The 24,107-nt window shown below is 57.0% G+C and carries 26 protein-coding genes; 13 read left to right on the forward strand and 13 right to left on the reverse strand.

What is annotated here, in order from left to right; genetic code table 11:
- Nucleotides 1–12 precede the first annotated feature (12 nt).
- On the reverse strand, nucleotides 13–1,341 hold the full coding sequence (locus ACOTTU_RS08430) for an amidase (RefSeq protein ID WP_425657292.1): 1,329 nt from the start codon (nucleotides 1,339–1,341) through the stop codon (nucleotides 13–15).
- A gap of 50 nt (nucleotides 1,342–1,391) precedes the next feature.
- Here ACOTTU_RS08430 and ACOTTU_RS08435 point away from each other — a divergent pair, with 50 nt between their 5' ends.
- Nucleotides 1,392–2,654 carry an FAD-dependent monooxygenase gene (locus ACOTTU_RS08435; protein WP_425657294.1) on the forward strand — a complete coding sequence of 421 codons (1,263 nt, stop codon included), beginning with the start codon at nucleotides 1,392–1,394 and terminating at the stop codon, nucleotides 2,652–2,654.
- Here ACOTTU_RS08435 and ACOTTU_RS08440 read toward each other — a convergent pair.
- The 5 genes from ACOTTU_RS08440 to ACOTTU_RS08460 all read right to left on the reverse strand — a co-directional run bounded on the left by ACOTTU_RS08440 (nucleotide 2,651) and on the right by ACOTTU_RS08460 (nucleotide 6,201).
- Nucleotides 2,651–2,803: a Trm112 family protein gene (locus ACOTTU_RS08440; protein WP_425657756.1), complete on the reverse strand. Its 153-nt coding sequence runs from the start codon at nucleotides 2,801–2,803 to the stop codon at nucleotides 2,651–2,653. The two genes, ACOTTU_RS08435 and ACOTTU_RS08440, sit on opposite strands and share 4 nt — an antisense overlap.
- A gap of 29 nt (nucleotides 2,804–2,832) precedes the next feature.
- Complete coding sequence (locus ACOTTU_RS08445; RefSeq protein ID WP_425657296.1) at nucleotides 2,833–3,477, reverse strand: LON peptidase substrate-binding domain-containing protein; 645 nt, start codon at nucleotides 3,475–3,477, stop codon at nucleotides 2,833–2,835.
- A gap of 27 nt (nucleotides 3,478–3,504) precedes the next feature.
- Entirely contained in the window at nucleotides 3,505–4,422 is a 918-nt protein-coding gene (trxA, locus tag ACOTTU_RS08450; RefSeq protein WP_425657300.1) for a thioredoxin, read from the reverse strand.
- A 52-nt stretch (nucleotides 4,423–4,474) separates the two neighbouring features.
- On the reverse strand, nucleotides 4,475–5,263 hold the full coding sequence (locus tag ACOTTU_RS08455; RefSeq protein WP_425657302.1) for an exodeoxyribonuclease III: 789 nt from the start codon (nucleotides 5,261–5,263) through the stop codon (nucleotides 4,475–4,477).
- Between the two features lie 251 nt (nucleotides 5,264–5,514).
- Nucleotides 5,515–6,201 carry a response regulator transcription factor gene (locus tag ACOTTU_RS08460; RefSeq protein WP_298915635.1) on the reverse strand — a complete coding sequence of 229 codons (687 nt, stop codon included), beginning with the start codon at nucleotides 6,199–6,201 and terminating at the stop codon, nucleotides 5,515–5,517.
- Between the two features lie 161 nt (nucleotides 6,202–6,362).
- Between ACOTTU_RS08460 and ribA the strand changes: the two genes are divergently transcribed.
- Together ribA and ACOTTU_RS08470 are read left to right on the forward strand one after the other, a co-directional pair.
- Entirely contained in the window at nucleotides 6,363–7,451 is a 1,089-nt protein-coding gene (gene ribA / locus ACOTTU_RS08465; protein WP_425657304.1) for a GTP cyclohydrolase II, read from the forward strand.
- Nucleotides 7,448–7,942, forward strand: coding sequence for a L,D-transpeptidase family protein (locus ACOTTU_RS08470; protein WP_425657306.1), 495 nt, complete (start codon nucleotides 7,448–7,450; stop codon nucleotides 7,940–7,942). The genes ribA and ACOTTU_RS08470 overlap by 4 nt, the downstream gene beginning before the upstream one ends.
- A gap of 11 nt (nucleotides 7,943–7,953) precedes the next feature.
- Here the strand turns inward: ACOTTU_RS08470 and ACOTTU_RS08475 are convergent, their stop codons facing one another.
- Together ACOTTU_RS08475 and ACOTTU_RS08480 are read right to left on the reverse strand one after the other, a co-directional pair.
- Nucleotides 7,954–8,622, reverse strand: a complete 669-nt coding sequence (locus ACOTTU_RS08475) for a YggS family pyridoxal phosphate-dependent enzyme (RefSeq protein WP_425657308.1) — start codon at nucleotides 8,620–8,622, stop codon at nucleotides 7,954–7,956.
- An 89-nt stretch (nucleotides 8,623–8,711) separates the two neighbouring features.
- Nucleotides 8,712–9,659, reverse strand: a complete 948-nt coding sequence (locus ACOTTU_RS08480; protein WP_425657310.1) for a porin — start codon at nucleotides 9,657–9,659, stop codon at nucleotides 8,712–8,714.
- A 285-nt stretch (nucleotides 9,660–9,944) separates the two neighbouring features.
- On the opposite strand from ACOTTU_RS08480, the gene ACOTTU_RS08485 reads away from it, so the two are divergent.
- From ACOTTU_RS08485 to holA, 4 genes are all read left to right on the forward strand, one after another.
- Nucleotides 9,945–10,451 (forward strand): DUF3576 domain-containing protein, encoded by a 507-nt coding sequence (locus ACOTTU_RS08485; RefSeq protein ID WP_425657312.1) that lies wholly within the window; start codon nucleotides 9,945–9,947, stop codon nucleotides 10,449–10,451.
- An 87-nt stretch (nucleotides 10,452–10,538) separates the two neighbouring features.
- Nucleotides 10,539–13,076: a leucine--tRNA ligase gene (leuS, locus tag ACOTTU_RS08490; RefSeq protein WP_425657314.1), complete on the forward strand. Its 2,538-nt coding sequence runs from the start codon at nucleotides 10,539–10,541 to the stop codon at nucleotides 13,074–13,076.
- On the forward strand, nucleotides 13,063–13,542 hold the full coding sequence (gene lptE, locus ACOTTU_RS08495; RefSeq protein WP_425657316.1) for an LPS assembly lipoprotein LptE: 480 nt from the start codon (nucleotides 13,063–13,065) through the stop codon (nucleotides 13,540–13,542). Before leuS ends, lptE begins: the two co-directional genes overlap by 14 nt.
- Nucleotides 13,539–14,540: a DNA polymerase III subunit delta gene (gene holA / locus ACOTTU_RS08500; RefSeq protein WP_425657317.1), complete on the forward strand. Its 1,002-nt coding sequence runs from the start codon at nucleotides 13,539–13,541 to the stop codon at nucleotides 14,538–14,540. The genes lptE and holA overlap by 4 nt, the downstream gene beginning before the upstream one ends.
- Here the strand turns inward: holA and ACOTTU_RS08505 are convergent.
- Nucleotides 14,537–14,965 (reverse strand): GFA family protein, encoded by a 429-nt coding sequence (locus ACOTTU_RS08505; protein ID WP_298915661.1) that lies wholly within the window; start codon nucleotides 14,963–14,965, stop codon nucleotides 14,537–14,539. The two genes, holA and ACOTTU_RS08505, sit on opposite strands and share 4 nt — an antisense overlap.
- A 128-nt stretch (nucleotides 14,966–15,093) precedes the next feature.
- Here ACOTTU_RS08505 and ACOTTU_RS08510 point away from each other — a divergent pair, with 128 nt between their 5' ends.
- A complete protein-coding gene (locus tag ACOTTU_RS08510) occupies nucleotides 15,094–15,678 on the forward strand; it encodes a glutathione S-transferase family protein (RefSeq protein ID WP_425657319.1) in 585 nt (194 codons plus the stop codon).
- On the opposite strand, the gene ACOTTU_RS08515 is transcribed toward ACOTTU_RS08510, so the two are convergent.
- Nucleotides 15,657–16,841, reverse strand: coding sequence for a TIGR03862 family flavoprotein (locus ACOTTU_RS08515; protein WP_425657321.1), 1,185 nt, complete (start codon nucleotides 16,839–16,841; stop codon nucleotides 15,657–15,659). The two genes, ACOTTU_RS08510 and ACOTTU_RS08515, sit on opposite strands and share 22 nt — an antisense overlap.
- Nucleotides 16,838–18,172 (reverse strand): mechanosensitive ion channel family protein, encoded by a 1,335-nt coding sequence (locus ACOTTU_RS08520; protein ID WP_425657323.1) that lies wholly within the window; start codon nucleotides 18,170–18,172, stop codon nucleotides 16,838–16,840. Before ACOTTU_RS08520 ends, ACOTTU_RS08515 begins: the two co-directional genes overlap by 4 nt.
- A gap of 73 nt (nucleotides 18,173–18,245) precedes the next feature.
- Between ACOTTU_RS08520 and ACOTTU_RS08525 the strand changes: the two genes are divergently transcribed.
- Complete coding sequence (locus tag ACOTTU_RS08525; RefSeq protein ID WP_298915675.1) at nucleotides 18,246–18,548, forward strand: HNH endonuclease; 303 nt, start codon at nucleotides 18,246–18,248, stop codon at nucleotides 18,546–18,548.
- On the opposite strand, the gene ACOTTU_RS08530 is transcribed toward ACOTTU_RS08525, so the two are convergent.
- Together ACOTTU_RS08530 and ACOTTU_RS08535 are read right to left on the reverse strand one after the other, a co-directional pair.
- Complete coding sequence (locus tag ACOTTU_RS08530) at nucleotides 18,545–19,153, reverse strand: enoyl-CoA hydratase/isomerase family protein (RefSeq protein ID WP_425657325.1); 609 nt, start codon at nucleotides 19,151–19,153, stop codon at nucleotides 18,545–18,547. The genes ACOTTU_RS08525 and ACOTTU_RS08530 overlap by 4 nt on opposite strands.
- Entirely contained in the window at nucleotides 19,150–19,899 is a 750-nt protein-coding gene (locus tag ACOTTU_RS08535; protein WP_425657327.1) for an SDR family oxidoreductase, read from the reverse strand. Before ACOTTU_RS08535 ends, ACOTTU_RS08530 begins: the two co-directional genes overlap by 4 nt.
- Nucleotides 19,900–20,028: 129 nt before the next feature.
- On the opposite strand from ACOTTU_RS08535, the gene ACOTTU_RS08540 reads away from it, so the two are divergent.
- From ACOTTU_RS08540 to ACOTTU_RS08555, 4 genes are all read left to right on the forward strand, one after another.
- A complete protein-coding gene (locus ACOTTU_RS08540) occupies nucleotides 20,029–21,552 on the forward strand; it encodes a DUF2125 domain-containing protein (RefSeq protein ID WP_425657329.1) in 1,524 nt (507 codons plus the stop codon).
- Between the two features lie 122 nt (nucleotides 21,553–21,674).
- The gene (locus ACOTTU_RS08545; RefSeq protein WP_425657331.1) at nucleotides 21,675–23,021 is read left to right on the forward strand and encodes a TldD/PmbA family protein; all 1,347 of its coding nucleotides are present in this window, start codon (nucleotides 21,675–21,677) and stop codon (nucleotides 23,019–23,021) included.
- On the forward strand, nucleotides 23,008–23,802 hold the full coding sequence (locus ACOTTU_RS08550; RefSeq protein ID WP_425657333.1) for a 3'(2'),5'-bisphosphate nucleotidase CysQ: 795 nt from the start codon (nucleotides 23,008–23,010) through the stop codon (nucleotides 23,800–23,802). Before ACOTTU_RS08545 ends, ACOTTU_RS08550 begins: the two co-directional genes overlap by 14 nt.
- A gap of 57 nt (nucleotides 23,803–23,859) precedes the next feature.
- The gene (locus ACOTTU_RS08555; RefSeq protein WP_298915693.1) at nucleotides 23,860–24,102 is read left to right on the forward strand and encodes a DUF4170 domain-containing protein; all 243 of its coding nucleotides are present in this window, start codon (nucleotides 23,860–23,862) and stop codon (nucleotides 24,100–24,102) included.
- Nucleotides 24,103–24,107: the final 5 nt, after the last annotated feature.

Below are 24,107 nucleotides of genomic sequence, written 5' to 3' on the forward strand. Positions count from 1 at the left end.
AATTTGTGGCTTTTAGGACAACGCCTCTTCGGCGGCGGCCGCCACCCGTAAAAGAGCGCCTTCGCAATTTGGGGGCGCCATCAACATCAGACCACAACTCGGCACACCTGTCGGCAATGTCAGTGCGCATAAACCCATCAGATTACCGATCCTTGTATTTCGCAATGCCAGCAGGTTCTCAGACACATAATAGTCGTGATCCGTGTTCAGCAGTTCCAGATTTGGTGGCAAGATCGGCGCTGATGGCAAGATAACCGCGTCATAGCCGGCGGTCGCACGGTCATATGCCATACGTGCAGATTTCAGCACGGCCCAGGCAGCAACATAATCCGGGCCGGAAAACCCCTTTCCCAAACGAAAACGTTCGAGAATTTCAGCATAAAGTGCCTCCGGTTTGGCCTCAATAGCGTCGCGCCAGAGGCCGTAAGCCTCTGATGTATAGACACAAGTGCTCTGGGCCATTGCTGTTTCCACCTCAGGAACCTTGATGCGATCAATATGCGCACCCGCATTTTGCAATCGAACAACGGCGTTTTCAAAGGCCGCCAAAGGCGCCTCGCGTACGTCCTCCATCGCGACGGTTTCGAGTATCGCCATGCGTCTCCCCTGAGGCGCAGCACCGCCGAGATCGAAGGCTCTGCTTCCTTCCAAAGCCGCCAGCATGAGGTTGGCATCTTCTACCGAACGGCACAGCGGGCCTACCGTGTCAAACCGCAAGGCAAGCGGCACGACCCCTTCGAGGCTCAGCTTTCCGGAGGTGGTTTTCAACCCTACAAGATCATTCCAGGCCGATGGGATACGCACCGAACCGCCAGTATCAGAGCCAATGCCCGCTGCTGCCAGATTGAATGCCACAGACGCCGCCGCGCCCGACGAAGACCCCCCTGAAACAGCGGTCGTGTCATTGACGCAAGGCGAGGTCGCGGTGCTGGGGTTATGTCCAAGGCCCGAAAAGGCCAACTCGCTCATATGTGTCTTTCCCAGGCAAACAAGGCCCGCCGCGGTCGCATTTTGCAAGACAAGGGCGTCAATTTCCGGCATCCGGTTTTTCAACAGGTTCGAGCCTGCCTCCGTGGCAACACCCGCCGTATCAAACAGATCCTTCCAGCTGATCGGAACACCGTCCAGCAAGGACAAACGATGGCCGGTTTTTGCGCGCTCAGCGGCTGCGGCAGCTTCTGCCAAAGCCCGGGGTGTCGTTGTCCGCGCGTAGATTCTATCTTTGAATTCATGTGTTTCGATGGCATCCAGATAGGTTTCGGTCAAAGCGCACGGGTCAATATCTCCCGCGCCAATGCCGCGGCCCAAATCCGCGGCCGTCATCTGAAGCCAGTCTTGCATATCTTTTCCTTCGATGGTCTTTGGCAAAAAGGGTAGCGACGCTTGCGCGCATGGACAATCCCCCGCACACCGTCCTAATGAGGACCATGGTTTTCGATTGCGATATCCTGATTGTCGGCGGCGGGCTGAATGGGCCGACCTTGGCGCTGGCTTTGGCAAGTGCGGGGCAATCGGTGATTGTCGTCGATGCCCTGCCCGTGAAAACGCGCAAGAACGCGGGGTTCGACGGGCGTTCCTATGCACTTGCGCTGACCTCTGCCCGGCTTCTGCAGGCCCTTGGCATTTGGGACAAGATCGAAGATTACACCCAACCGATGCTCGACATAAAGGTCACAGATGGGCGCGCGGGCGAAGGTGCGTCCCCGTTTTTCATGCACTTCGATCATGCCGAGATCGAGGAAGGCCCGATGGGGTACATGGTCGAAGATCGCCATTTGCGCCCCGCTCTGCTGAACGCTGTTCAGAAAGAAAAGGCCATCCGGCAGATCAATGGCGACGTCGTGATAGATCAGAAGCTTGATCCAACAGGTATCTCGGTGGTGTTGCAGTCCGGCAAGACACTACGTGCCAAGCTCCTTGTCGGATGCGACGGGCGGCGCTCCGGCACCGCCGCGCGGTCAGGGATCAAGCGGACCGGGTGGGAATACAACCAAACGGCGCTGGTCTGTGCATTGGATCACGCCTTGCCACACAATGGCGTTGCCCATCAGTTCTTCATGCCAGCCGGCCCCCTGGCGATCTTGCCTTTGAAGGGCAACCGATCTTCGATTGTTTGGAGCGAAACGACCGAAAACGCTCATCAGATCAACGCCATGTCAGACGCGGATTACCTGAACGTTCTGCGCCCCAGATTCGGGAGTTTTCTTGGCGATCTCTCGCTGACCGGCGCGCGGTTCACATATCCATTGTCACTATCGCTTGCCAATGAGTTGGTCGCACCGCGCGTGGCACTTGTCGGAGACGCTGCACATGGCATCCACCCCATTGCAGGCCAGGGTCTGAATGCCGGGCTACGTGACGTGGCTGCCCTTGCGGATGTTGTCACTGATGCATCGCGGCGCGGCGAAGATATCGGAACCGCAGCGGTTTTATCCCGTTACCAGCAGTGGAGACGCTTCGACAACACCGCCCTCGCCCTTGCCACCGATGCATTCAACAAGCTGTTTTCAAACGATAACCCGATCTTACGTGGGCTTCGTGACATCGGCATGGGCATCGTGGGAAACATGCCCGGAATGAGGCGGGGATTTATCCGGGAGGCGGCCGGGCTGACGGGGGATCTGCCCCGGCTTCTGAAAGGTGAAAAGCTCTAATCCAGCGTCCGGGCTTCATCGACCAGCATTACCGGGATGCCGTTGCGGATCGGGTAAGCGAGGTTTGCCGTCATGGATATCAACTCCTGCTTCTCCGCATCGTATTTCAACGTGGTCTGCGAACGCGGGCAAATCAGCGCTTCCAGCATCCTGCGGTCAAATTCGACAGCGGTTTCATTCACTGGATCATCTCACTCTCGCTACCGCCACGCAGCTGATATTCGATCAGGGTGACAAGGGTTTCGCGACGGGTCGGCAGAGACGGGGCCTCCAAAAGCGCTTGTTTATCCTCGGGGTCAAATTCCAGCATCATCGATAGGGAATTTATCAGTAGCTCGTCATCCGCTTCCTTTAAGGTCTCCCAATCCGCCGAAAGCTCACGAGCGTCAAAAAATCGTTCCAGCAAATTCATAAAGCCGGGGCGCTGGAAGCAAGGGTCTTTTTCGTCTGGTCCCAGATCGCGATCAAAACCATCCCACGCTACCTCGCACCGCCGATAGGGCGTAAATCCTTGAATTTCCTGCATAACACGAAACCTGGAAATGCCGCACAGGGTGATCAGATAACGACCATCCTCGGTTTCGGAAAACTGAGTGACACGCCCTGCGCAGCCGATGGCCTGAAGGCCGTTTTCCTTTCGGCCCGGGATTTCGTTCGGCTGCACCATACCGATCAGACGCGTTGAGGTCTTCAAAGAATCCTCCAGCATCTGGAGATACCGTGGTTCGAAGATGTGCAGCGGCAACCGCGCGCGCGGCAACAACAAGGCACCGGGTAGCGGAAAGATTGCGATCGTGTCGGGAAGCTCAGCGGCTTTTATCATAAAAGACCACCTAGCCCGCGTGCTGCCTCAGGCAAATATCATTGAACTCAATTTGCGACGCCCGTTCAACATCACCGGATCATTCGGCTTAAGCGCCTCGAAAATGGTGAATAGCTGCGTTTTGGCAGCGCCTTCATTCCATTCCCGGTCTCTGCGGAAAAGTTCGAGCAGCTGATCAACAGCCCCTTCCACATCACCATTTGCATGCATGGCCTGCGCCAGATCAAAGCGCGCCTGACTATCTTCAGGGTTTGCCTCAACGGATCTGCGCAGCTCGTCGACAGGCCCTGCACCTTCGGCCTGACGCGCCAGTTCCAACTGCGCATGCGCAGCTTCCAGTTCCGGAGAGCTGGAAATTTCAGCGGGTGCCCCGTTTAGAATAGCCTCCGCCTGATCAAGCTCACCCAGCGTGATATGCGCCCTCACCAATCCGCCATAAGCGCCAGCGTGGTTGGGCTCTTCTCCCAAAATGGCTGAGAATGTCTGGGCGGCATCCGCGACCGCACCCTCGGCGAGCATTTCTTCGGCAGCGGTAATCGCCTCGCTCAATGCTTCGCCTGGGGCCTCGCCGCCACCGGCTTTTGCAACCCGGTCAACAAAGGACTTGATCTCGGATTCCGGCACCGCACCCTGAAAGCCGTCAATGGGCTGTCCCTTGTGGAAAGCATAGACGGTCGGGATGGACTGAATCTGCAATTGCCCCGCGATCATCTGCGCTTCGTCAACGTTGACCTTGACCATTTTCACCGCGCCTTTGGCGCCGCGCACCGCATTTTCCAGCTGCGGTCCAAGCGTTTTGCACGGGCCGCACCATGGCGCCCAGAAATCAACAATCACAGGGGTTGTCTGCGATGTCTCGATCACATCCGCCATAAAGGTGGCTTCGGTAGAGTCCTTGATCAGGTCATCAGCTTCGGGAGCAGCGGTCAGGTTCAGATCCATCATCGTTTTGTCCTTGCATATGCGACAGCGCTTATATGGGAGGTTTCACAGCATTTCAAAGGTCAAAACTGGCAAAGACCGGCGCATGGTCGCTGGGCTTTTCCCATCCACGTGCCGAGCGCATGATACGACTGGAATGTCCCGCATCCTGAATATCTGCACTTGCCCAGATATGATCCAGCCTGCGGCCCTTGTCAGCTGCGTCCCAATCCTTGGCGCGATATGACCACCAACTATATAAACGGCCCTCGGGGACATCCCGGCGGGTGACATCCACCCATCCGCCCGCGTCCTGAGCGTCCGCCAGATGTTCCACCTCGATGGGGGTGTGGCTGACAACTTTCAAAAGCTTCTTGTGGTCCCAGACGTCATCTTCGCGCGGGGCAATGTTCAGATCACCAACGAGGATGGATTTTTCCGGGCGGTTTTCACGGAACCAATCACGCATATCCGTCAGGTAGTCGAGCTTTTGCCCAAATTTTTCATTCACGGTACGATCAGCGACATCGCCACCGGCGGGTACATAGAAATTATGCACCGTGACGCCATTTTCCAGCGTTCCGGCAATGTGACGTGCGTGGCCCAGGGCGGCAAAATCCTGCGAACCCGCTTCGACCATCGGGATTTTCGACAGGATCGCGACACCGTTATATCCCTTTTGCCCGCGTGCCACGACATGGCCGTAACCCGCATCGGCAAACGCCTCCAATGGCATTTTATCGACCGGGCTTTTGCACTCCTGCAGGCACAACACATCGGGGCCTTCTTCTGAGAGCAATTTCAAGACAAGTGCTTCGCGCAGTCGGACAGAGTTGATGTTCCATGTGGCAAGGGTAAAGGGCATTGGGCGCTCTCCGGATAAAGTTGCGGCACCGTAACGCGCAGTGAAAGGCTGCGCCATGCCGAACCACTCATCGACAGAAGATTGCTCAGGTTTCGGAAAACTGACCCCAAAAAAAGGGCCGGGCACAAGGCCCGGCCAAGTCCAACAGGGAGGTGCATGTCATAACCCGGACATGCGCGGGATTCGTAGGACGCAGCGAACCACGCCCTGCACAACGATAGCTTGAATATGGTTAACAAAATCCAAACATCTTACGCCATAAGACGATATCCACCTGATTCGGTCACAAGAAGGCGCGCATTGGACGGATCTGGTTCAATTTTTTGACGCAGGCGGTAGATATGTGTCTCCAGCGTGTGCGTGGTGACACCAGCATTGTATCCCCAAACCTCGTGCAGCAGCACGTCCCGTGGCACGACACCATCTGTAGAGCGATAGAGGAACTTCAGAATATTCGTCTCTTTTTCAGTCAGACGAACCTTTTTGTCGTCCTCGGTCACCAGAATTTTCATGGAAGGCTTGAAGGTGTAGTGGCCCAACTGGAATACAGCATCTTCTGATTGCTCGTGTTGACGCAGTTGTGCGCGGATGCGCGCCAGCAAGACCGGAAACTTGAAGGGTTTGCTCACGTAATCATTTGCACCGGCGTCCAGACCGAGGATCGTGTCCGCATCGCTATCATGACCGGTGAGCATGAGGATCGGGCTTTTCACCCCCTGCTTGCGCATCAATCTGCAAAGCTCACGACCATCCGTGTCGGGTAGCCCCACGTCCAGAATCACCAGATCGTAAAGCGCTTCTTTAGCCCTGACCATCGCATCTGCACCGTTTGCAGCTTCAAAAACGTCGAAATCTTCGGTCATGATCAATTGCTCGCTCAGCGCTTCACGCAGATCATCATCGTCATCGACCAATAGTATCTTTTTGAGTTGTGCCATGAGCTATCTCCCTAATCTGGCATAGAGATGTGTCCGATTTATCATTCTGGCAAGCTTGGGCGGTTTTCTTTCACGCTGTCGTGTTACAACCCCCCGTAATTGTTTCAATTCCGGGCTATTTGGCCTAGATCATGCAATGAAATGGCAGGCATTGTAACATCATGAAGATTGGTCCCAACATCTCAGAACGCCTTGCGCGGGCCCGTGCTGACTTGCGCATTGGGGTCCCGATTGTTTTGGAAGGACCCGTTTCCGCTTTGGTCTTCGCGGCGGAAACTCTGACAGATGCGCGGTTACGGGCTGTCCTTGCCGAGCCCAGGGGTGTCGTGCTGGCAGTTACTGCGCGCCGAGCGGAAACACTGAAAGCACGCGCTTATGACGGTGATCTGGCGCGCATTCTGTTGCCTGCGGAGACCTCATTGGATTGGATACAGGGGATCGCGGACCCATCTGACGATTTGATCAAACCAATGAAGGGGCCGCTGGCGTGTGATCGCGACAGCGATGCGTCCGCCCATCGTGCTGCATTGAAACTGACCAAATCCGCCCGCCTTTTGCCAGCCGCTTTGGTTGCGCCCCTCACCGAGGCGTCGGAATTCGCGTCAGTCCACGGGCTGACGTGCTTACCGTTAGATGAAACGCTCGCCCATTTGTCGCAACGAAGCCCTTTGCACCCGGTCGTAAGCGCGCGCCTGCCGCTCGAAGTCTCCGAGGCAGGCCGTTTGCACGTATTTCGCCCGCAGGATGGCGGAGAGGAGCATTACGCCATCGAAATCGGCAGACCAGACCGATCGAAGCCGGTTTTAACGCGCCTGCACTCTGCCTGTTTCACGGGTGACCTGATGGGATCACTGAAATGCGATTGCGGTCCGCAATTGCGTGCCGCATTGGCGAGGATGGGGCAGGAAACACATGGCATTCTTCTTTATATGAACCAGGAAGGTCGCGGCATCGGTCTGGCGAACAAGATGCGGGCCTATTCGCTTCAGGATCAGGGGTTCGATACGGTTGAGGCCAATCATCGGCTTGGGTTTGAAGATGATGAGCGCGATTTTCGCCTTGGATCAGACATTCTGACGTCGCTGGGGTTCAGGGCGGTCAAACTGTTGACCAACAACCCCAATAAAGTCGCGATGATGCAGGCCAGCGGCATTGACGTGGTGGAACGGGTGCCCCTTCAAGTGGGTGAAAACCGGCACAACCGGGATTACCTTGCGACCAAGGCCAGAAAATCCGGTCATCTTCTATGACGCCCGCCGATCTGGTTTTGACGCCCCGGGGCCTGCGGTTCGCGGGGCATACCTACCCGTGCACCATCGGAAAATCCGGCTTGGCCGCCAACAAGAAGGAAGGCGACGGCGGAACACCAATTGGAACGCACCGCATTGCCGGCATGCTATACCGTCCGGATCGAATGCCTGCACCCACCGCTTGGGCTCTTCCCATCGGGCCGCGCGACCTTTGGTCGGACGATGTCAATGATGTCAACTACAACACGATGGTGCGTGCGCCCTATACCCCAAGCCACGAAAAGCTCAGACGTGCGGATCCCCTGTACGATCTGGTTATCCTGACCGACTGGAACTGGCCCGATGCCATCAAAGGACGCGGATCTGCGATTTTCATTCACCAGTATCGGCGCCCCGGGTATCCGACCGAAGGATGTATCGCCTTGTCCCGCGCCCATCTGCACAAGATTGCAGGTCAGATATCAACTCGCACCCGGCTGATTATCCGGTAATGTGCATCCGATCAGGGTGCCGCCACGCGCGCACCAAAGATCGCGGATCCGACGCGGACATGCGTTGCTCCCAGCCGGATCGCCTTTTCGAAATCACTGCTCATGCCCATGCTGAGCCCATCCAGCCCGTTGCGTTTTGCAATCTTCGACAAGAGCGCAAAATGCAAAGATGGTTCTTCATCGACGGGCGGGATGCACATTAATCCCGTGATGCTCAAATCCAGCGCTTTGCAATCCTTGATAAATGCGTCCGCCTCACTCGGCAGGATGCCCGCTTTCTGTGCCTCTTCGCCGGTGTTGACCTGAACAAAGAGTTCCGGGCAATACCCTGTTTCCTGAGCCAGTCGGGCGAAAGTTTTGGCCAACTTGGGACGGTCCAGTGAATGAATGCTTTGGAAAAGATCGAACGCCTGCCGCGCCTTGTTGGTTTGCAGCGGGCCAATCAAATGCAGGTCAATATCGTCAAAGCCTTCGCGAAATTCAGGCCATTTCCCGGCTGCTTCCTGAACACGGTTTTCTCCGAAACACCGGTGGCCTTCCTGCAAAACGGCGGCGACCCGCGCATTTGGCTGCACCTTAGACACGGCAATCAGTTTGACGGACTCTCTGGAACGCCCAACCTTAGATGCTGCGGCGGCGATACGATCAGAAATATCCTGAATGCCCACTTTAAACTCCATCTCTTCCTGACAGACACATAAATGGGCCTGCTGAAAAGAAAAAGGGCAGACCCGAAGGCCTGCCCCAATTTCAGGTTGTTGCAGTCAACTTAGAAGTTGAAGCGAACACCCAGGTCAGCAATGGTGTTGCCGGCTGCGTTGGAACCCGCCATACCGGACAGGGACACGCCGCCACCCAGGGAGTGGGTGAAGCCCAGACCGTAGGATGTGTCGTTTGCGTCTGCACCACCGGTGGATACGGATGCTACAACGTTTGTTGCCGCGCCAACTGGGATGGATGTCGATGCACCGAATACGGTGTCGTCGTCGCCATCAAAGTCGGAGATCAGGAACGAAACGTCTGCGATACCGAGTGTACCGTTGGCTGTGATGACCCAGAAGTCATTCTCAACTGCGGAACCTGCAGCTTCGAACTGACCGTAGGCAGCACCAACTGTCCACGCGCTGAACGTGTAGGACGCACCGATTTCGAAAGAGTCACCAAATGCAGTTGCACCAGCGCCGCCGAGGTTGTCGGTGTGGTCGTCTGTGTAAGACGCCATGAACGCGAAGTCGCCCATTTCGTACTTGACGTTTACGCCGTTGTTACCAGCACCGGTGCTGGAGAACGCTGGCAGGGAAACGCCGGAGTTTGCGTACTGGCCGGTTTGACCAACAAGACCGGGCTCGTAGCCGAAGTAGTTTACAACTTCTGCTGCGTCTGTAACGCCGGAGACGTTACCAACGCGAACGCGCAGGCCGCCGGAAGACACTTGGAAGCGTGCGCCGGAGAAAACACCCTGGTTTGCAGAGTTGTTGGCATTTTCGTTTGCTTCAACGCGGATACGAGCAGCGAAACGAATGCCGCCGTCTGTTTCTGTCGAAGAGTCGATGTTGAGGCGGTAACGGCTCTCAATACGTGTTTCTTCTTCTGTGTTACCACCACGGTCTTCTTCATAGAGAATACCAAAACGGCCGTAACCTGAGAATGTTGTTTCTGCTGCTACGACGCCGGCTGTACCCACCAGAGCTGTTGTAGCGATGAGAAGTTTTTTCATGAACTTGTCCTCGGTTGCTATTCTTTGTCCAACGGGTGAATCCCTTTTGAACCTGAGCAGTGTTTCGCTCTTAAACGCCCCCTTTTGCAAGAACTTGGAGCGTCACGATGCGAGAGACGGAAAAAATGGTGCAGCTTTGCCACACCTTTTTCAACCTGGCCGAGGGTCCCGCTCCTCTGGGGCGGCAAACAAGTAGGCAGGACAGTATATATGCGCCACAACGCCCTTGTCCCTGCACCTGCACTTGGATTAACGTGCAGCTCAAATTGGGCAACAGGCATCCTTATGACACTATCAACAATTTTCCGGGTTTTCGGAGTGATCGCCATCGCTGTCGCATTGTCTGGATGCGGTGGTACATCGCGCACCGCGCAGTCTGTTGAAAGCCAGCGCCCGGGCAGCAGCATTGATGATGATACCACGCGGATCGTTGAAGGTGGCGGTGGCGAAGGCACAACCATCTGGGATGCTTTCCGCCGCCAGAACACCGAAATCACAGTTGCGGTGAACAAGTATCTTTGGTCGGCATCGCTCGAAGTGCTGAATTTCCTTCCAGTTCAATCGGTTGACCCCTTTACCGGTGTGATCGTTACCGGGTTTGGCACACCTCCGGGCGGCGGGCGTTCGTACCGGGCAACAGTCCTGATTAACGATCCCGCGCTGGATGCACGATCCTTAAATGTGTCGGTTCAGACCAAGGGTGGTCCCGCCAATGCGGCAACTGTTCGCGCCATTGAGGATGCGATTCTAAGCCGCGCACGCCAACTCCGGATTGCTGACAACAGGCTCTAGGGCCGACCCCAGACCCTTTCCCATCTCAGCGCCGGGCCCCGTGAATGAAACGGCTCCCGGCGCTCCTACGTTAAGAAGGACGCATAAATGACGCGTTACACACCCGCAGAGATAGAAGCCCGCTGGCAAGAGGTCTGGAACAGGGATGAAATCTTCAAGGCTGTCCGGTCCGCAGACAAGCCGAAATACTATGTGCTGGAGATGTTTCCCTACCCATCCGGGCGCATCCATATGGGTCACGTGCGCAATTACACCATGGGTGATGTGATCGCGCGTTACAAATTGGCAACAGGTCACAATGTGCTGCACCCCATGGGCTGGGATGCATTCGGAATGCCAGCCGAAAACGCCGCCATGGCGATCGGTGGTCACCCGAAAGACTGGACCTACGGCAATATCGCCGACATGCGGGATCAGATGAAGCCTCTGGGCCTCTCCATCGACTGGTCGCGCGAATTCGCCACCTGCGATCCAGAGTACTACGGCCAGCAGCAGGCATTATTTCTGGATTTTCTGGAGGCCGGGCTGGTCTACCGCAAGAACGCACAGGTGAATTGGGATCCGGTCGATATGACCGTGCTGGCCAATGAGCAAGTGATTGACGGCAAAGGCTGGCGCTCCGGCGCGGATGTCGAGCGCCGCGAACTGACCCAGTGGTTTTTCAAGATCAGCGATATGGCCGGCGAGTTGAAATCCGCGCTCGACGGTCTGGAAAACTGGCCCGCCAAGGTCCGCCTGATGCAGGAAAACTGGATTGGCGAGTCGCGCGGGATCGATATCCCCTTTGAGCGCACGGATGGCAAAGGCACCATCCTGTGTTACTCCACCCGCCCCGACACCATGCGCGGCGCCTCCTTTATCGCTGTCTCCCCTGACCATCCAGTGTCGAAAGCGCTTGAAACTGACAACCCCGAGTTGGCCTCCTTCATCGAGGAATGCCGCAAGATGGGCACCACCGAAGCGGCGATGGAAAAGGCCGAAAAGAAGGGCATCGATACCGGACTGCGGGTCAAACACCCTGTCTATGAGGGCGTCGAATTACCGGTCTGGATCGGCAACTTCGTCCTGATGGATTACGGCACGGGCGCAGTATTTGGCTGTCCCGCCCATGATCAGCGCGACCTGGATTTCGCCCGCAAATATGGTCTCGATGTGCGAAACGCCTTTTACATGCCCGGCGACGAGACAGAAGTTGAAGACGTTGCACTGGTGCCAGCCAAAACCGAAAAGGTCGTGTTCATTGATCACTTCGCAGGTATCGCGGAGACGACCAGCCAGGACGGGATCAACGCCACAATAGACTATTTCGAGACGCATGATCTCGGCAAAGGTCAAACCCAGTACCGCCTGCGCGACTGGGGTCTTTCGCGGCAACGTTACTGGGGCTGTCCGATCCCGGTCGTGCATTGCGCCGATTGCGGCGTCGTACCGGAGAAGAAAGAAAACCTGCCCATCGAACTGCCCTATGATGTCAGTTTCGACGTGCCTGGCAATCCGCTTGACCGCCACCCGACATGGCGTGACACAAACTGCCCGTCCTGTGGCAAACCGGCGAAACGTGAAACCGACACGATGGACACATTCGTTGACAGTTCGTGGTATTTTGCCCGCTTCACCGCGCCAGATGCCAAAACACCGACCATCAAGGAAGATGCCGCCTATTGGATGAACGTTGACCAATATATCGGCGGTATTGAGCATGCGATTCTGCACCTGCTTTACTCACGGTTCTTTGCACGGGCGATGCAGATAACCGGGCATTTGCCGAAGTCAGCCAATGAACCCTTTGATGCGCTCTTTACTCAAGGGATGGTGACGCATGAAATTTACCAGACCCGCGATGCAAAAGGCCGCCCTGTCTATCACCTGCCCGAAGATGTCACCGAGGGGAAACTCAGCGACGGGACCGAAGTCGAGATCATCCCGTCGGCCAAGATGTCCAAATCCAAGAAGAACGTAGTGGACCCGATCAACATCATTTCCGCCTATGGCGCAGATACGGCGCGGTGGTTTGTGCTGTCCGACAGCCCGCCGGAACGTGACGTGGAATGGACCGCCTCTGGGGCCGAGGCCGCATTCAAACATCTGACACGCGTCTGGAATCTCTGCGACCGCATTGGCAAAATGGAACGGGATACCGCCGGGCAGGGTGACGATGCGCTGTTGCGCGCCATGCATGCCTGCATCCATAATGTGACCATGGGCATTGAGAGTTTCGGATTTAATGCCGCAATTGCCAAGCTCTATGCCTTCACCGCGACATTACAGAAATCCAAAGCAGGCCATTCAGCACAACGCGAAGCCATCATGACGCTGGCACAGTTGATGTCACCGATGACCCCGCATCTGGCCGAAGACATCTGGGCACATCAGGGCGGCAAAGGTCTTGTGACAACCACCACCTGGCCGGTGGCAGATGAAGCCATGCTTGTCTCTGACACAGTGACCCTGCCCATTCAGGTGAACGGCAAAAGACGCGCGGAAATCACCGTACCGGCCGACATGCCAAAAGAAGAGGTTGAAAAAGCAGCCATCGCGGATCAGGCTGTGCAGCGAACCCTGGACGGTGCAACCCCTAAGAAAATCATCGTCGTACCCGGACGGATCGTTAATGTCGTTGTTTAGACGTATATCTATTCTCTTGGCCTCTCTGGCTCTGGCGGCCTGTGGGTTTGCCCCCGTCTATGGAACCGGCGGTACCGGCACCAAGCTTCAAAACCAGGTTGAAGTATCCGAACCTGACACATTGAACGGCTACCTGTTGACCCGGCGGATCGAGGAACGTTTGGGGCGATCTGGCGACCCCAGTTACAAACTTGACGTGGCGGTCCGCACAAGGCAGGAAAACCTCGCAGTTGATACCGAAGGCAGCATCACGCGCTACAACATTTTAGGGTATGCGGATTTTTCGCTGATCAATGCCAAGTCCGGAGGCGTTGTCGCGTCGGGTTCGGTGGACAACTTCACCGGATATTCCGCGGCGGGCACAACCGTCGCCACCCTTGCCGCGGAGAGAGATGCGCAAAAGCGCCTTATGGTCTTGTTGGCGGATCAGATCACAACCCGCGTTTTATCTACCGACGTGCCATGAAGCTCTCGACAAGAGACGCAAATGCCTATTTCGCCAAACCGGATGCCACCAAAGCCGGTCTTTTGATTTTTGGGAGTGATGCCATGCGTGTTGCCCTGAAAAGGCAGCAAGTGCTGGGCGCATTGCTTGGTGATGGCGCTGAAGAGGAAATGCGGCTGACGCGATTGACCGGTGGCGATGTGCGCAAAGACCCGGCCACACTGCTGGACGCGCTGAAGGCCATCGGGTTTTTCCCCGGGCCCCGCGCCGTCTTTGTGGAAGAAGCGAATGAAAACTGCGCGGCGGCGATCCTGACAGCTCTGGAGGATTGGCAACCCGGTGATGCACAGATTGTGGTGACCGCTGGTGCCCTCAAACCCACGTCAAAACTGCGCAAGGCATTCGAGGCACATTCGCAGGCCTATGCTGCGGCCATCTACGACAATCCCCCCACGCGCGAAGAGATTGAAACGGCGTTGCGCGACGCCGGGCTTGGTGACATTCCCGGTGATGCAATTGGGGCCTTGAACGATCTCGCCCAGGCGATTGACCCCGGTGACTTTCGCCAGACTGTCGAGAAGCTGGCGCTCTACAAAATTGGCGACTCAGAACCCGTTTCCCTAGCAGACATTGCGGCCTGCGCGCCCACATCGACCGAGGCCGATGTAGATGATGTGCTGATGGTCGTTGCAGAAGCGCGCGCGCGCGACATCGGTCCGGTCATGCAGAAGCTGGCAGCGCAGGGGGCAACGCCGGTTGGGCTTTGCATTGGTGCCATGCGTCACTTCCGGGCGTTGCACCGGGCAGCATCGGATACCTCCGGGCGACCGACAATCTTCGGACCCAACCGGGACCGGATGCTGGCCCAGTCACGCAAGTGGGGCCCGGCGAAACTGGAGACAGCGATAACCCTGCTGACCGATACCGATCTGCAACTCAGATCAGCAGGGCAACATGCGCCGGGCATGGCATTGGTCGAACGCGCCTTTATTCGCCTGGCAATGTTGGGTGGCCGCTAGTCTTTCGGTGCGAACATCTCCATCACCTCTTCGGTGGTCATTTGATGGGTTTTTTCGCTGAAACTATACCCATCAGGCTTGTTGTCGATGAACAACTCACCGGTCAACGGTACGTCTGTGGCCCCGTCAAGCGTCCCATAGCCGAAGTGATAGGTGCCTTGGTGCGGCCCCGGTGCCGTGACGCGATAGTAGATGCTGCTGCCACAGGTTTTACAAAATGCCCGCTCCGCCCAGGGAGAAGACGTGTAGCTGGTCAGGTTCTCCGCGCCATCGAAACTGACTGCCTCCGAGGGCACCTCAATCCCAAGGAATATCCCGCCGCTCCACTTGCGGCACATGCTGCAATGACAGGCCCCGGTTTCTTTCGGTTTGTCAGTCAGTGTGTAACTTACCGCGCCGCAGAGGCACGCTCCGGATGTAGACATATCGATGCTCCTTTTCTTGCAGGGTATGACAGAGTTATGGTCGTACCTACTGACAGTTTTTGACAGGAGTTGCGTGCCCTGGTGTCACGTGCCACTCTGCTGTGAAAGTCGCAAATTCGAGGTAGCAAATGTATCAGGTAATCGGAGCGACAAAGTCGCGCGCCTTTCGTGTGATCTGGATGCTGAATGAAATTGGCGTCCCTTTTGAACATATCGCGGCGGCCCCTCGTTCAGAGGATGCAAGACAGTACAACCCCTCTGGAAAAATCCCGGCGCTTGTTGACGGCGATGCGGTTTTGACCGATTCCGTGGCCATCATGACATATCTTGGCGATAAACATGGCGCGCTGACCGCATCCGCCGGAACCGTCGAACGTGCAAAGCAGGATGCCATGACGTTGTGGCTGATTGACGAATTTGACGCAATTCTCTGGTCTGCGGCTAAACACAGTTTCGTCTTGCCGGAAGAACATCGTGTGCCTGCCGTGAAGGATACACTGAAGTTCGAGTTCGAACGCTCCGCTGCACAATTGTCAGAACGGTTGGAGGGGCCATTTCTGATGGGCGATCACCTCACCATACCGGATATTCTGGCCTGCCATTGTCTTAACTGGGCAATCGGTGCTAAGTTCCCGCGCACAGATGACAAGCTTTTTGCATACGGAAAATCACTGCGGGACCGTGCGGCGTTTCAAGCAACCTCGGCGATGTAACGCGCGGCTTCTTTCCCGGCCCATCGCCCCGTGGCAAGGCATCCGGTGATCAGGTAGCCACCTGTCGGCGCTTCCCAATTCAGCATTTCGCCCGCGCAGAAGACGCCCGGAATTTCTTTGAACATCAACGCAGGCGTCAGCGCCTGAAAGGCCACGCCGCCTGCGGTCGAAATCGCTTCATCCATCGGCAGGATACCTGCATGGCGAAGAGGCAGTGCCTTGACCGTCCGCACCCAGTCTGCGCGGGCTAACGTCGCCCCCTGAACCATTTCGAAGAAAAGACCTGTTTTTACAGGCGGCAGTCGCAAGGATTTTTTCAGCCAATTTGACAGCCGCAAATTTCCAGCCTTTGACGACAGTTGCTTTTCCAGATCCGCAGCCGCCCTGTCCGGCACGAGGTCAACCGTTAGGGGCGCATTGTTGCGGATCGCAGGTGTGAGGCTGTAAATACCGCCGCCTTCCAAGCCACGTGCGGATACAATCGCTTCCCCCCGTGAGGACATCGAGCCCGCTTGCCAGCGTACTGCCTTGAGCGCCTGGCCGAAATGAGGCGCCATGTGATCGGTCCAGAGCAGGCTGAGGCCAGCATTGGATGGCGCAAGGGGCATCATCTCGACGCCCCGTGCCACAAGTACCTCCTGCCAGGCACCATCCGATCCGAGACGAGACCAGCTACCCCCTCCCAACGCCAAAACGGTTACTTCAGCGGCGATCGTTTCAGGACCGTTCGGACCGTCAAAAACCACCCTCCCGTCTTCCCAACCCCGCCAACGCATCCGGGTGCGAAAAACAACACCAGCACCGGAGAGCCGCTGAACCCAGGCGCGCAAGAGCGGAGAGGCTTTCATGGCTTTGGGAAAGACCCTGCCCGTTGACCCCGTAAAGATTTCCTGCCCCAATCCGCGCGCCCAGTCCTTCACGGCGGCGGCGTCAAACTCCCTCAACATCGGCGTCAACGGCCCGGCGGCTTCGAAGTACTGCGGCAACATGGCCTCTAAGCTTTCATCCTTGGTGAGGTTGAGGCCGGATTTTCCGGCCATCAGGAATTTGCGTCCGATAGATGGCATGGCGTCGCACACCGTTACTTTCACACCGGCTGATGCGAGTTCCTCAGCTGCCATAAGACCCGCTGGTCCGCCCCCAATGACCAGGGCGTGATTCACGCCCCCCCCTGCGGCAACGGGCCTTTCAACTCAACGACCCGCTGCGGATAAGGGATTTCAATGTCGTGTTCTTTCAACGCGTTCCAGATCAGGAAAAGCACGTCGGATGTGTATTTGTTAGGGCCATCGTCAATGCCGTTCACCCAGAATTCCACAGCGAAATCAATGCCGCTATCCCCAAAGCCGCGCAACTCACAGTCCGGTGGATACGGCGTGTCCAGAACATCCGGGTGTGTTGCCACCGCCTCTTCGATAATGCCCGGCACGAGGTTGATGTCAGTGTCATAGCTGACGGAAAAAGGGGCTTCGTACCGGTTGGCTGAACCTGAATCCGAATAGTTGACCACGCGCGTGGTGATGAAATCCTCGTTCGGAACGACGATCCAACGCCCATCGAAGGTCTCCAATATCGCGGCGCGCGCCGTCATCTTGACGATTTGGCCGGATTCGCCGCCATCCAGTTCAACAAAATCACCGACGGTCGCCTGCCCTTCGATCAACAGTATGACGCCAGAAATGAAATTCGACGCAATCTTCTGCAACCCGAAACCAAGACCTACGCCGATGGCCCCGCCGATCACGGCAAGGGCGCTCAGATTGATGCCCATGATGTTCAACAACAACAGGAAGGCTACGGCAAATATGGCGAACTCCAGCACTTTGGCGGTCAGTTGCCGCAGCGAGGGGCGCATGTCTTTCTGGTTTTCGATGAACTGCGTGGTCTGACGGTTGGACCAACCGCCGAGCCAGAACAGAATGCCCCCGGCAATCGCCCCGCGTACCAGCGACATCACCGTGAAAGAGATGTTGCCCAGCGACACGGTCATCTCGTTCAGCTTCATTGTCAGCGGATCGAGCAACCCGACGGTATAGAGTGCCGCAACCGGCAGCAGAACGTAGCGGCCCAGAAGGTTCAGGAACGGGTCCTTGATAATCTCGCGCACCAGGGTCCGCACCGCCAGAAACAAAAAGACACGCTTGCCGAATGCGATGACCGCACCACTGTCGAAAATCGATCTGACGACGCTCTCTCCGAGAGCGGTAAAAAGATACGCCATCAAGGGCAACAAGAGTGGCAATGCCAGCAGCACTGTTCGGCGCGCGCTGGCAATGATATTGTCGGCTTCGGGCGCGGGGGGCAAAATCCTGGCAAATAATCCACGAAGGCGACGCGCGACAATGATTGCCAACAGATAGGCGATCACCAGCAAGGCAAATTGGGACCAGGCTGCCGGGCTCAATGCCCAGGACTTTGCCAAATCCCACGCCAGCAGGGCATATTCGGCAGCTTGCTGGACAATTTCCGGTTGGCTAGACAGATCAAACTCCATGCGGCATCCCTCTTTTCATCCTGTGCGCGCTCGCTAGAGTCATGCCCGTCGGTGCGATGAGGAGCAAGCCCAGATGTCCGATCCGATCTGCCCTTTATGTGACCGGCCGATCCCTGCAAATGTCAAACAAAGCCTGCATCATCTTGTCCCGAAACTAAAAGGCGGAAAGGGCGGTCCAACCGTATTGCTGCATCATATTTGTCACCGTGAAATTCACGCCACCCTCACGGAGGCAGAACTGGCACGTGACTTTCATACAATAACCAGTTTGCGCGCTCATCCGCGATTGCAGAAATTCATTTCCTGGGTGTCCAAAAGACCGCCAGGATTTCTGTCCAAGGTGCCTGGTAGACGGCGCAAAACGTCCCGAACCTAGTCACAGAGTTCCTTGATGCCATGGGCGATGCCCAGTGATGCCGCAAGCGCATCGGTTGCCAGTTCTTTTGCGTGGAACATCAGATCATCCTTTAGCACAATCCGATCAACTAAACCAAATACCTGAGCTTCATCTGCCGTGATCTTCTGTCCACCCATCAGTATAAGCTTGGTTCTGGACGGCCCAATCAGAGCGGCCATTCTCTTGGGGTCGCTGGGTTGCGGCAAAAACCCAAGCTTCATGACCGGATAGAAGAATTTTGCCTCGGACACCGCGATACGAATATCGCAGGCCAGCGCCATGCCCATTGCCCCACCTGCAAGCGTGCCGTTCAAAGCGGCAATTGTCAGCCCCGGCAGGCTGGCAATCGCCGCAGACAGCTCTTCCCACAAAGGGGAGGTCGCAAGCCCGGCACGTACTGCATCCAGATCAGCACCGGCGCTGAAAATACGCCCCTTGCCTGTCAGGATCAAAGCACGTGCAGAGTGTGCGTCTCGGATGGCTTGCACCAGTGACCTCAGCATTTCTTCGGTCAACGCATTGGCTTTGTTGGGCCGATTCAGCGTAACTGTCCAAAGGCCCGCATCCTGCGAGACGTCGATCATATCAATCCCACTTTGCGGCGGATGTCTTCGTCGCGCAGCGAAATCTCCTGCCCACACCACGTGTCGGCTGCCGGGCTGCACATCCACAACAACGCGCGCGCGGGCCAATCGGCAGGAATATGAACGTCCCAATCCAATTGGCTGACCGGGTTGATGCCGCTTGATTTGATTTCGCGCTGCATTTGCGTAGCAACTGTCCCCGGCGACAGCCCGATCGCACGAATGCCACTCTCCGCTTCTTCCTTATCCAGGCAGCGCGTCAACATGTTTACTGCTGCTTTGGAGGCGCAATAATGGCTCCACGCCTCGACAGGACCATTGGCTGCCCCGGAACTGATGGTCAGCACAGAACCGCCGCCGCCCGCTTTCATGACCGGTACGGCCGCGCGCATCCCGTAAAATACGCCCTTGAGATTGACATCGATCACATCGCCCCAAGCCTCGGTATCGGCTTCGCTCAAATGTGAAATCGGTTCGATTATGCCAGCGTTGTTGATCAGAACGTCCAAACCGCCAAATGCGTTGACCGTTGTCTCCACTGCGGCCGAAACTTCGCGGAAGCTTGAGACGTTGCAGGGAATCGCAATGGCCTTATCGCCGATTTCACCTGCCAGATCAGCGATCTCTCTCTGACCACGCGCCAACAAGGCAACATTTGCGCCGGCGGCTGCGAATACCCGTGCAGCTTCTGCGCCGATCCCACGGCTTGCTCCGGTGATCAGGACCGTCTTTCCATTCATATCCATTGCAATACTCCCATCCATCTGTTGCCCCGTGGTAATCCGCGATGCGTTAAGGGTCCACCCCTGCTTCCTCTTGACCATCGCCAGACCTTCGCAGACCATGCGCGCGACAGTTTTTATAAGGATTCACCCATGTCAGTTTTGAACCTGCGCTGTTCTGCCAGCGTCCTGTTTCTTTTGTCCACATCGTCGGCATCCTTTGCGGAGATTTCAGCACAGGATACGTGGAACGACTGGAAGGAGTATTTTAAGGGCGTCGGGTACACAGTTACGGCAACGGAAAATCAATCTGGCAACACGCTGATCGTCAAAGATATGGTTTTCACCGCCCCGAGTTCCGAAGAAGTCGGTACAATGTCGATGACGCTCGAGACGGTTACCTTTCGGGAAAATGGCGATGGCAGCGTTGCGGTCATTTTCCCCGAAGTATCGCCGGTTGCCATCAATGCGGTGAACCCCGATGGTGAGAAAATAGATGTCAATCTGGAAGTCCTGCAATCAGGTTTGACCGCGACCGTTTCAGGCGAACCGACCGATATGACCAGTGTCTATGGCGCGCAATCCGTTGAAATGCGTTTGGCGGGTGTCACGGTAGGCGGAGAGACCCTGAGCCCTGAAGACGCCGCCATGAGCCTTGTCATGCAGGGGCTTTCCGGCACTACGCAAACCACCCTCACGGATATGCGGCGCTATGACCAGCGCATGCAGTCGAGTGCAGTATCCTATGATATTACCTTTGTGGACCCGGAAGGCACGGGAAGTGCCGATATTCAGGGCCAACTTGATGGCCTGAGTTACGCGGGCACCAATGCCTTGCCGCTGAACGTGGTTGCAGCCGGAGATATGCTCGAACTGCTGGAAGCCGGCATGGCCGTTGATGGAACCTTCTCCTACTCCGGCGGATCCTCAACCATTGGGGTTGTCGAAAACGGAGTGGACGCGATGAATGCTAAAATGTCTTCGTCTGGGGGAACCCTCGGCATCCTCATGGGCGCTGGCGGCCTGGAATATGTGGCGGCGCAACAAGGCATCAATGTCTCCATGACGGCGCAGGATTTGCCGGTCCCCGTAGAGTTCAACATGGCCGAAGGTGCTTTCAATCTCGCCATGCCGCTGCAAAAGTCTGATGAAATGAGCGATTTTGCCGCGGGCTTTTCGCTGACTGACTTTTCAATGTCGGATCTTCTTTGGGGCATGTTTGATCCGTCAGCCCAATTGCCGCGCGATCCGGCGACGCTTGTTCTTGACCTCACCGGCAAGGCGCGGCTGCTGTTCGACTTCCTCGACCCCTCCGCCGCCGTGGTCTCTGGTGATCCGAATGTGACACCCGCAGAGATTGGTTCCGTGGATATCAACCGCCTGCAAGTTACCGTCGCAGGTGCTGAACTCACCGGCGAAGGGGCGTTTACCTTTGATAACTCCGCCCCAGTCGGGCCGCCAAAGCCCGAAGGTGCGGTGAATTTATCGCTGGTTGGCGGCAACAAGCTCCTCGACACGCTTGTTGCCATGGGCCTTGTTCCCGAAGAACAGGCCATGGGCGCGCGCATGATGATGGGTCTGCTGGCGGTTCCCGGCAATGCCCCCGATACATTGAACTCCAAAATTGAGATCAATGAAGAGGGTCACATTCTGGCAAACGGTCAACGCATACAGTAGCCTGTTACCGGCTGTTCGGCTGACCCGCATTGGGGCGCTTGCGACGCCCCATTTTCATCCCGCCCTTGCAGTATCCGGTGCACACGGGCTACCTGACGCAAAAGCTGTCGCGGAGTATCCTGATGAGCCAAACCCCGGAAACATTGACCGCGCAATTGCTGCAAGCGGCGAAAGACGCAGGCGCGGAAACCGCAGATGCGATTGCCCTGCAAGGAGCATCCCTCAGCATCGAAGTGCGCGCCGGTGTTCTGGAGCAGGCCGAACGCGCTGAGGCAGTTGATCTGGGCCTGCGCGTCTTCATTGGCCAACGCAGTGCCACGGTATCGGCGTCCGACACCCGGGCGGCCACGCTTCAGGAGATGGCCCTACGCGCAGTCGCCATGGCCCGCGAAGCGCCTGAAGACGCCTTTGCAGGAATTGCGGCACCCGATCAATTGGCGGAGAACATGAATGCGGCACATCTTGAGCTGCATGATCCTACGCCTGAACCCACGCCTCAGGATTTGCAGCGCGATGCCACCGCGGCCGAAGAAGCTGCCCTGGAAAACGGCAAAATCACGCAGGTCCAATCCGCGATGGCGGGTTACTCCGCCCGCAATGTGCATCTGGCAGCGACCAACGGGTTTTCCGCTGGGTATCGTCGGACCAGTCGCGGCCTGTCCTGCGTGGCCATTGCCGGAACCGGGACCGCGATGGAACGTGATCACGATGGGGACAGCCGGATATTTCAGGCCGATTTGCGCAGCGCTGAGGACATTGGCCGAAGGGCTGCCGAACGCGCGGTTGCAAGATTGGACGCCCGCAAGCCTCCTACCGGTCAATTCCCCGTACTGTTTGATGAACGCATTTCCGCATCATTGATCGGGCACCTCTTGGCGGCCATCAATGGCGCATCAGTTGCGCGGGGGGCCTCGTGGCTGCGTGACGCCCTGGGTGAAAAGGTGTTGCCCGAAGCTCTGACACTTGGGGAAAATCCACACCGGCCACGGGTTTCAGCGTCCCGCCCGTTTGATGCCGAGGGGCTTCCCACAAGGTCACGCAACATCGTCGAAAATGGCGTGCTCACGGGCTGGACGCTTGATCTGGCCACCGGGCGCAAACTTGGTTTTCCCTCCACGGGGAACGCCGTGCGGGGCACCTCTTCCGCGCCGAGCCCGTCAAGCTGGAACGTCACGCTGACCGAAGGGGACGCCAATCGCGCTGACCTTATCCGCGATATGGGCACCGGGCTTCTGGTGACATCCATGATCGGCTCCACGATCAATCCCAATACGGGGGATTATTCGCGCGGGGCGGCAGGTCTGTGGGTCGAAAACGGACAGATCACACATGCCGTGAATGAGTGTACGATCGCTGGAAACCTGCGCAACATGCTGCGCGAGATCGTCCCTGCCAACGACGCGCGGCACCATCTCAGCCGCGTGGTTCCATCGCTGCTTGTACCGGGAATGACCCTTGCAGGCATCTGATCTCGCCCTCATCAAGGATGCGGTCAAACTGGCGGGTCGGGTTGCGACCAGCTATGTGGGACCCGCCGCACAATCCTGGGACAAACCCGAAGGTGCCGGTCCTGTCACCGAAGCTGATCTTGCGGTCAATGCGGCGCTTGAAGGCGTTTTGCGTGCTGCGCGACCAACCTATGGATGGCTTTCCGAAGAGACAGAGGATGACGGGGACCGATTGACGCGCGACACGGTTTTTATCATCGACCCAATCGACGGCACACGCAGTTTTGTCGAAGGCTCCCGCACATGGGCCCATTCGGTTGCCATTGCCCATCACGGTCAGATCACGGCGGCAGCTGTCTATCTGCCGATGCGCGACAAACTTTATTCCGCCGCCCTGGGTCAGGGCGCTTTTCACAACGACACCGCGATAAGCGTGTCGCAGGCCGATGATTTGCCCAGCGCCGAAGTGCTTGCCACCAAGCCCGTTGTGAGCCCCGAGCATTGGCCGTCCGGATTTCCCGGTTTCAGCAGATCCCATCGCCCATCACTCGCGTACCGATTGGGGCTTATTGCAGAGGCAAGGTTTGATCTGATGCTGACCTTTCGTCCCACCTGGGAATGGGACATTGCCGCAGGTGTGCTCATCGTCACCGAAGCTGGCGGCACCTGCACAGACAAAACCGGGGCGCCGCTTCGGTTCAACAATCAAGAACCCACCGTAAATGGGGTGATCGCATCAGGGCCGGTGTTGCACCGGAAGGTGCTTGAGGCGCTGGCCCCTGCCACCCCCGGCGCGCCTTGACCCCGGCGCACATATACGCAAACTTCCGCCAACCTTCCTGAGAAAAGGACCAATCTGATGACGCAGCGGCTACATCTCGTTTTCGGGGGAGAACTCGTTGACCCTACGAAAAACATATTCAAAGACGTGGACGACATTCATATCGTCGGCATTTTTCCCGACTACGCGACAGCCTTTAACGCCTGGAAATCAGAAGCACAGCGCACGGTGGACAACGCTCACATGCGCTATTTCATCGCGCATCTGCACCGTTTGCGCGACGAGGAGGCCGCAGCATCATCAACCGAAGAGTTGGGGTGACACAA

This window comes from Roseobacter sp. EG26 (assembly GCF_049830555.1).
In the GTDB taxonomy this organism is placed as follows: Bacteria; Pseudomonadota; Alphaproteobacteria; order Rhodobacterales; family Rhodobacteraceae; genus Roseobacter.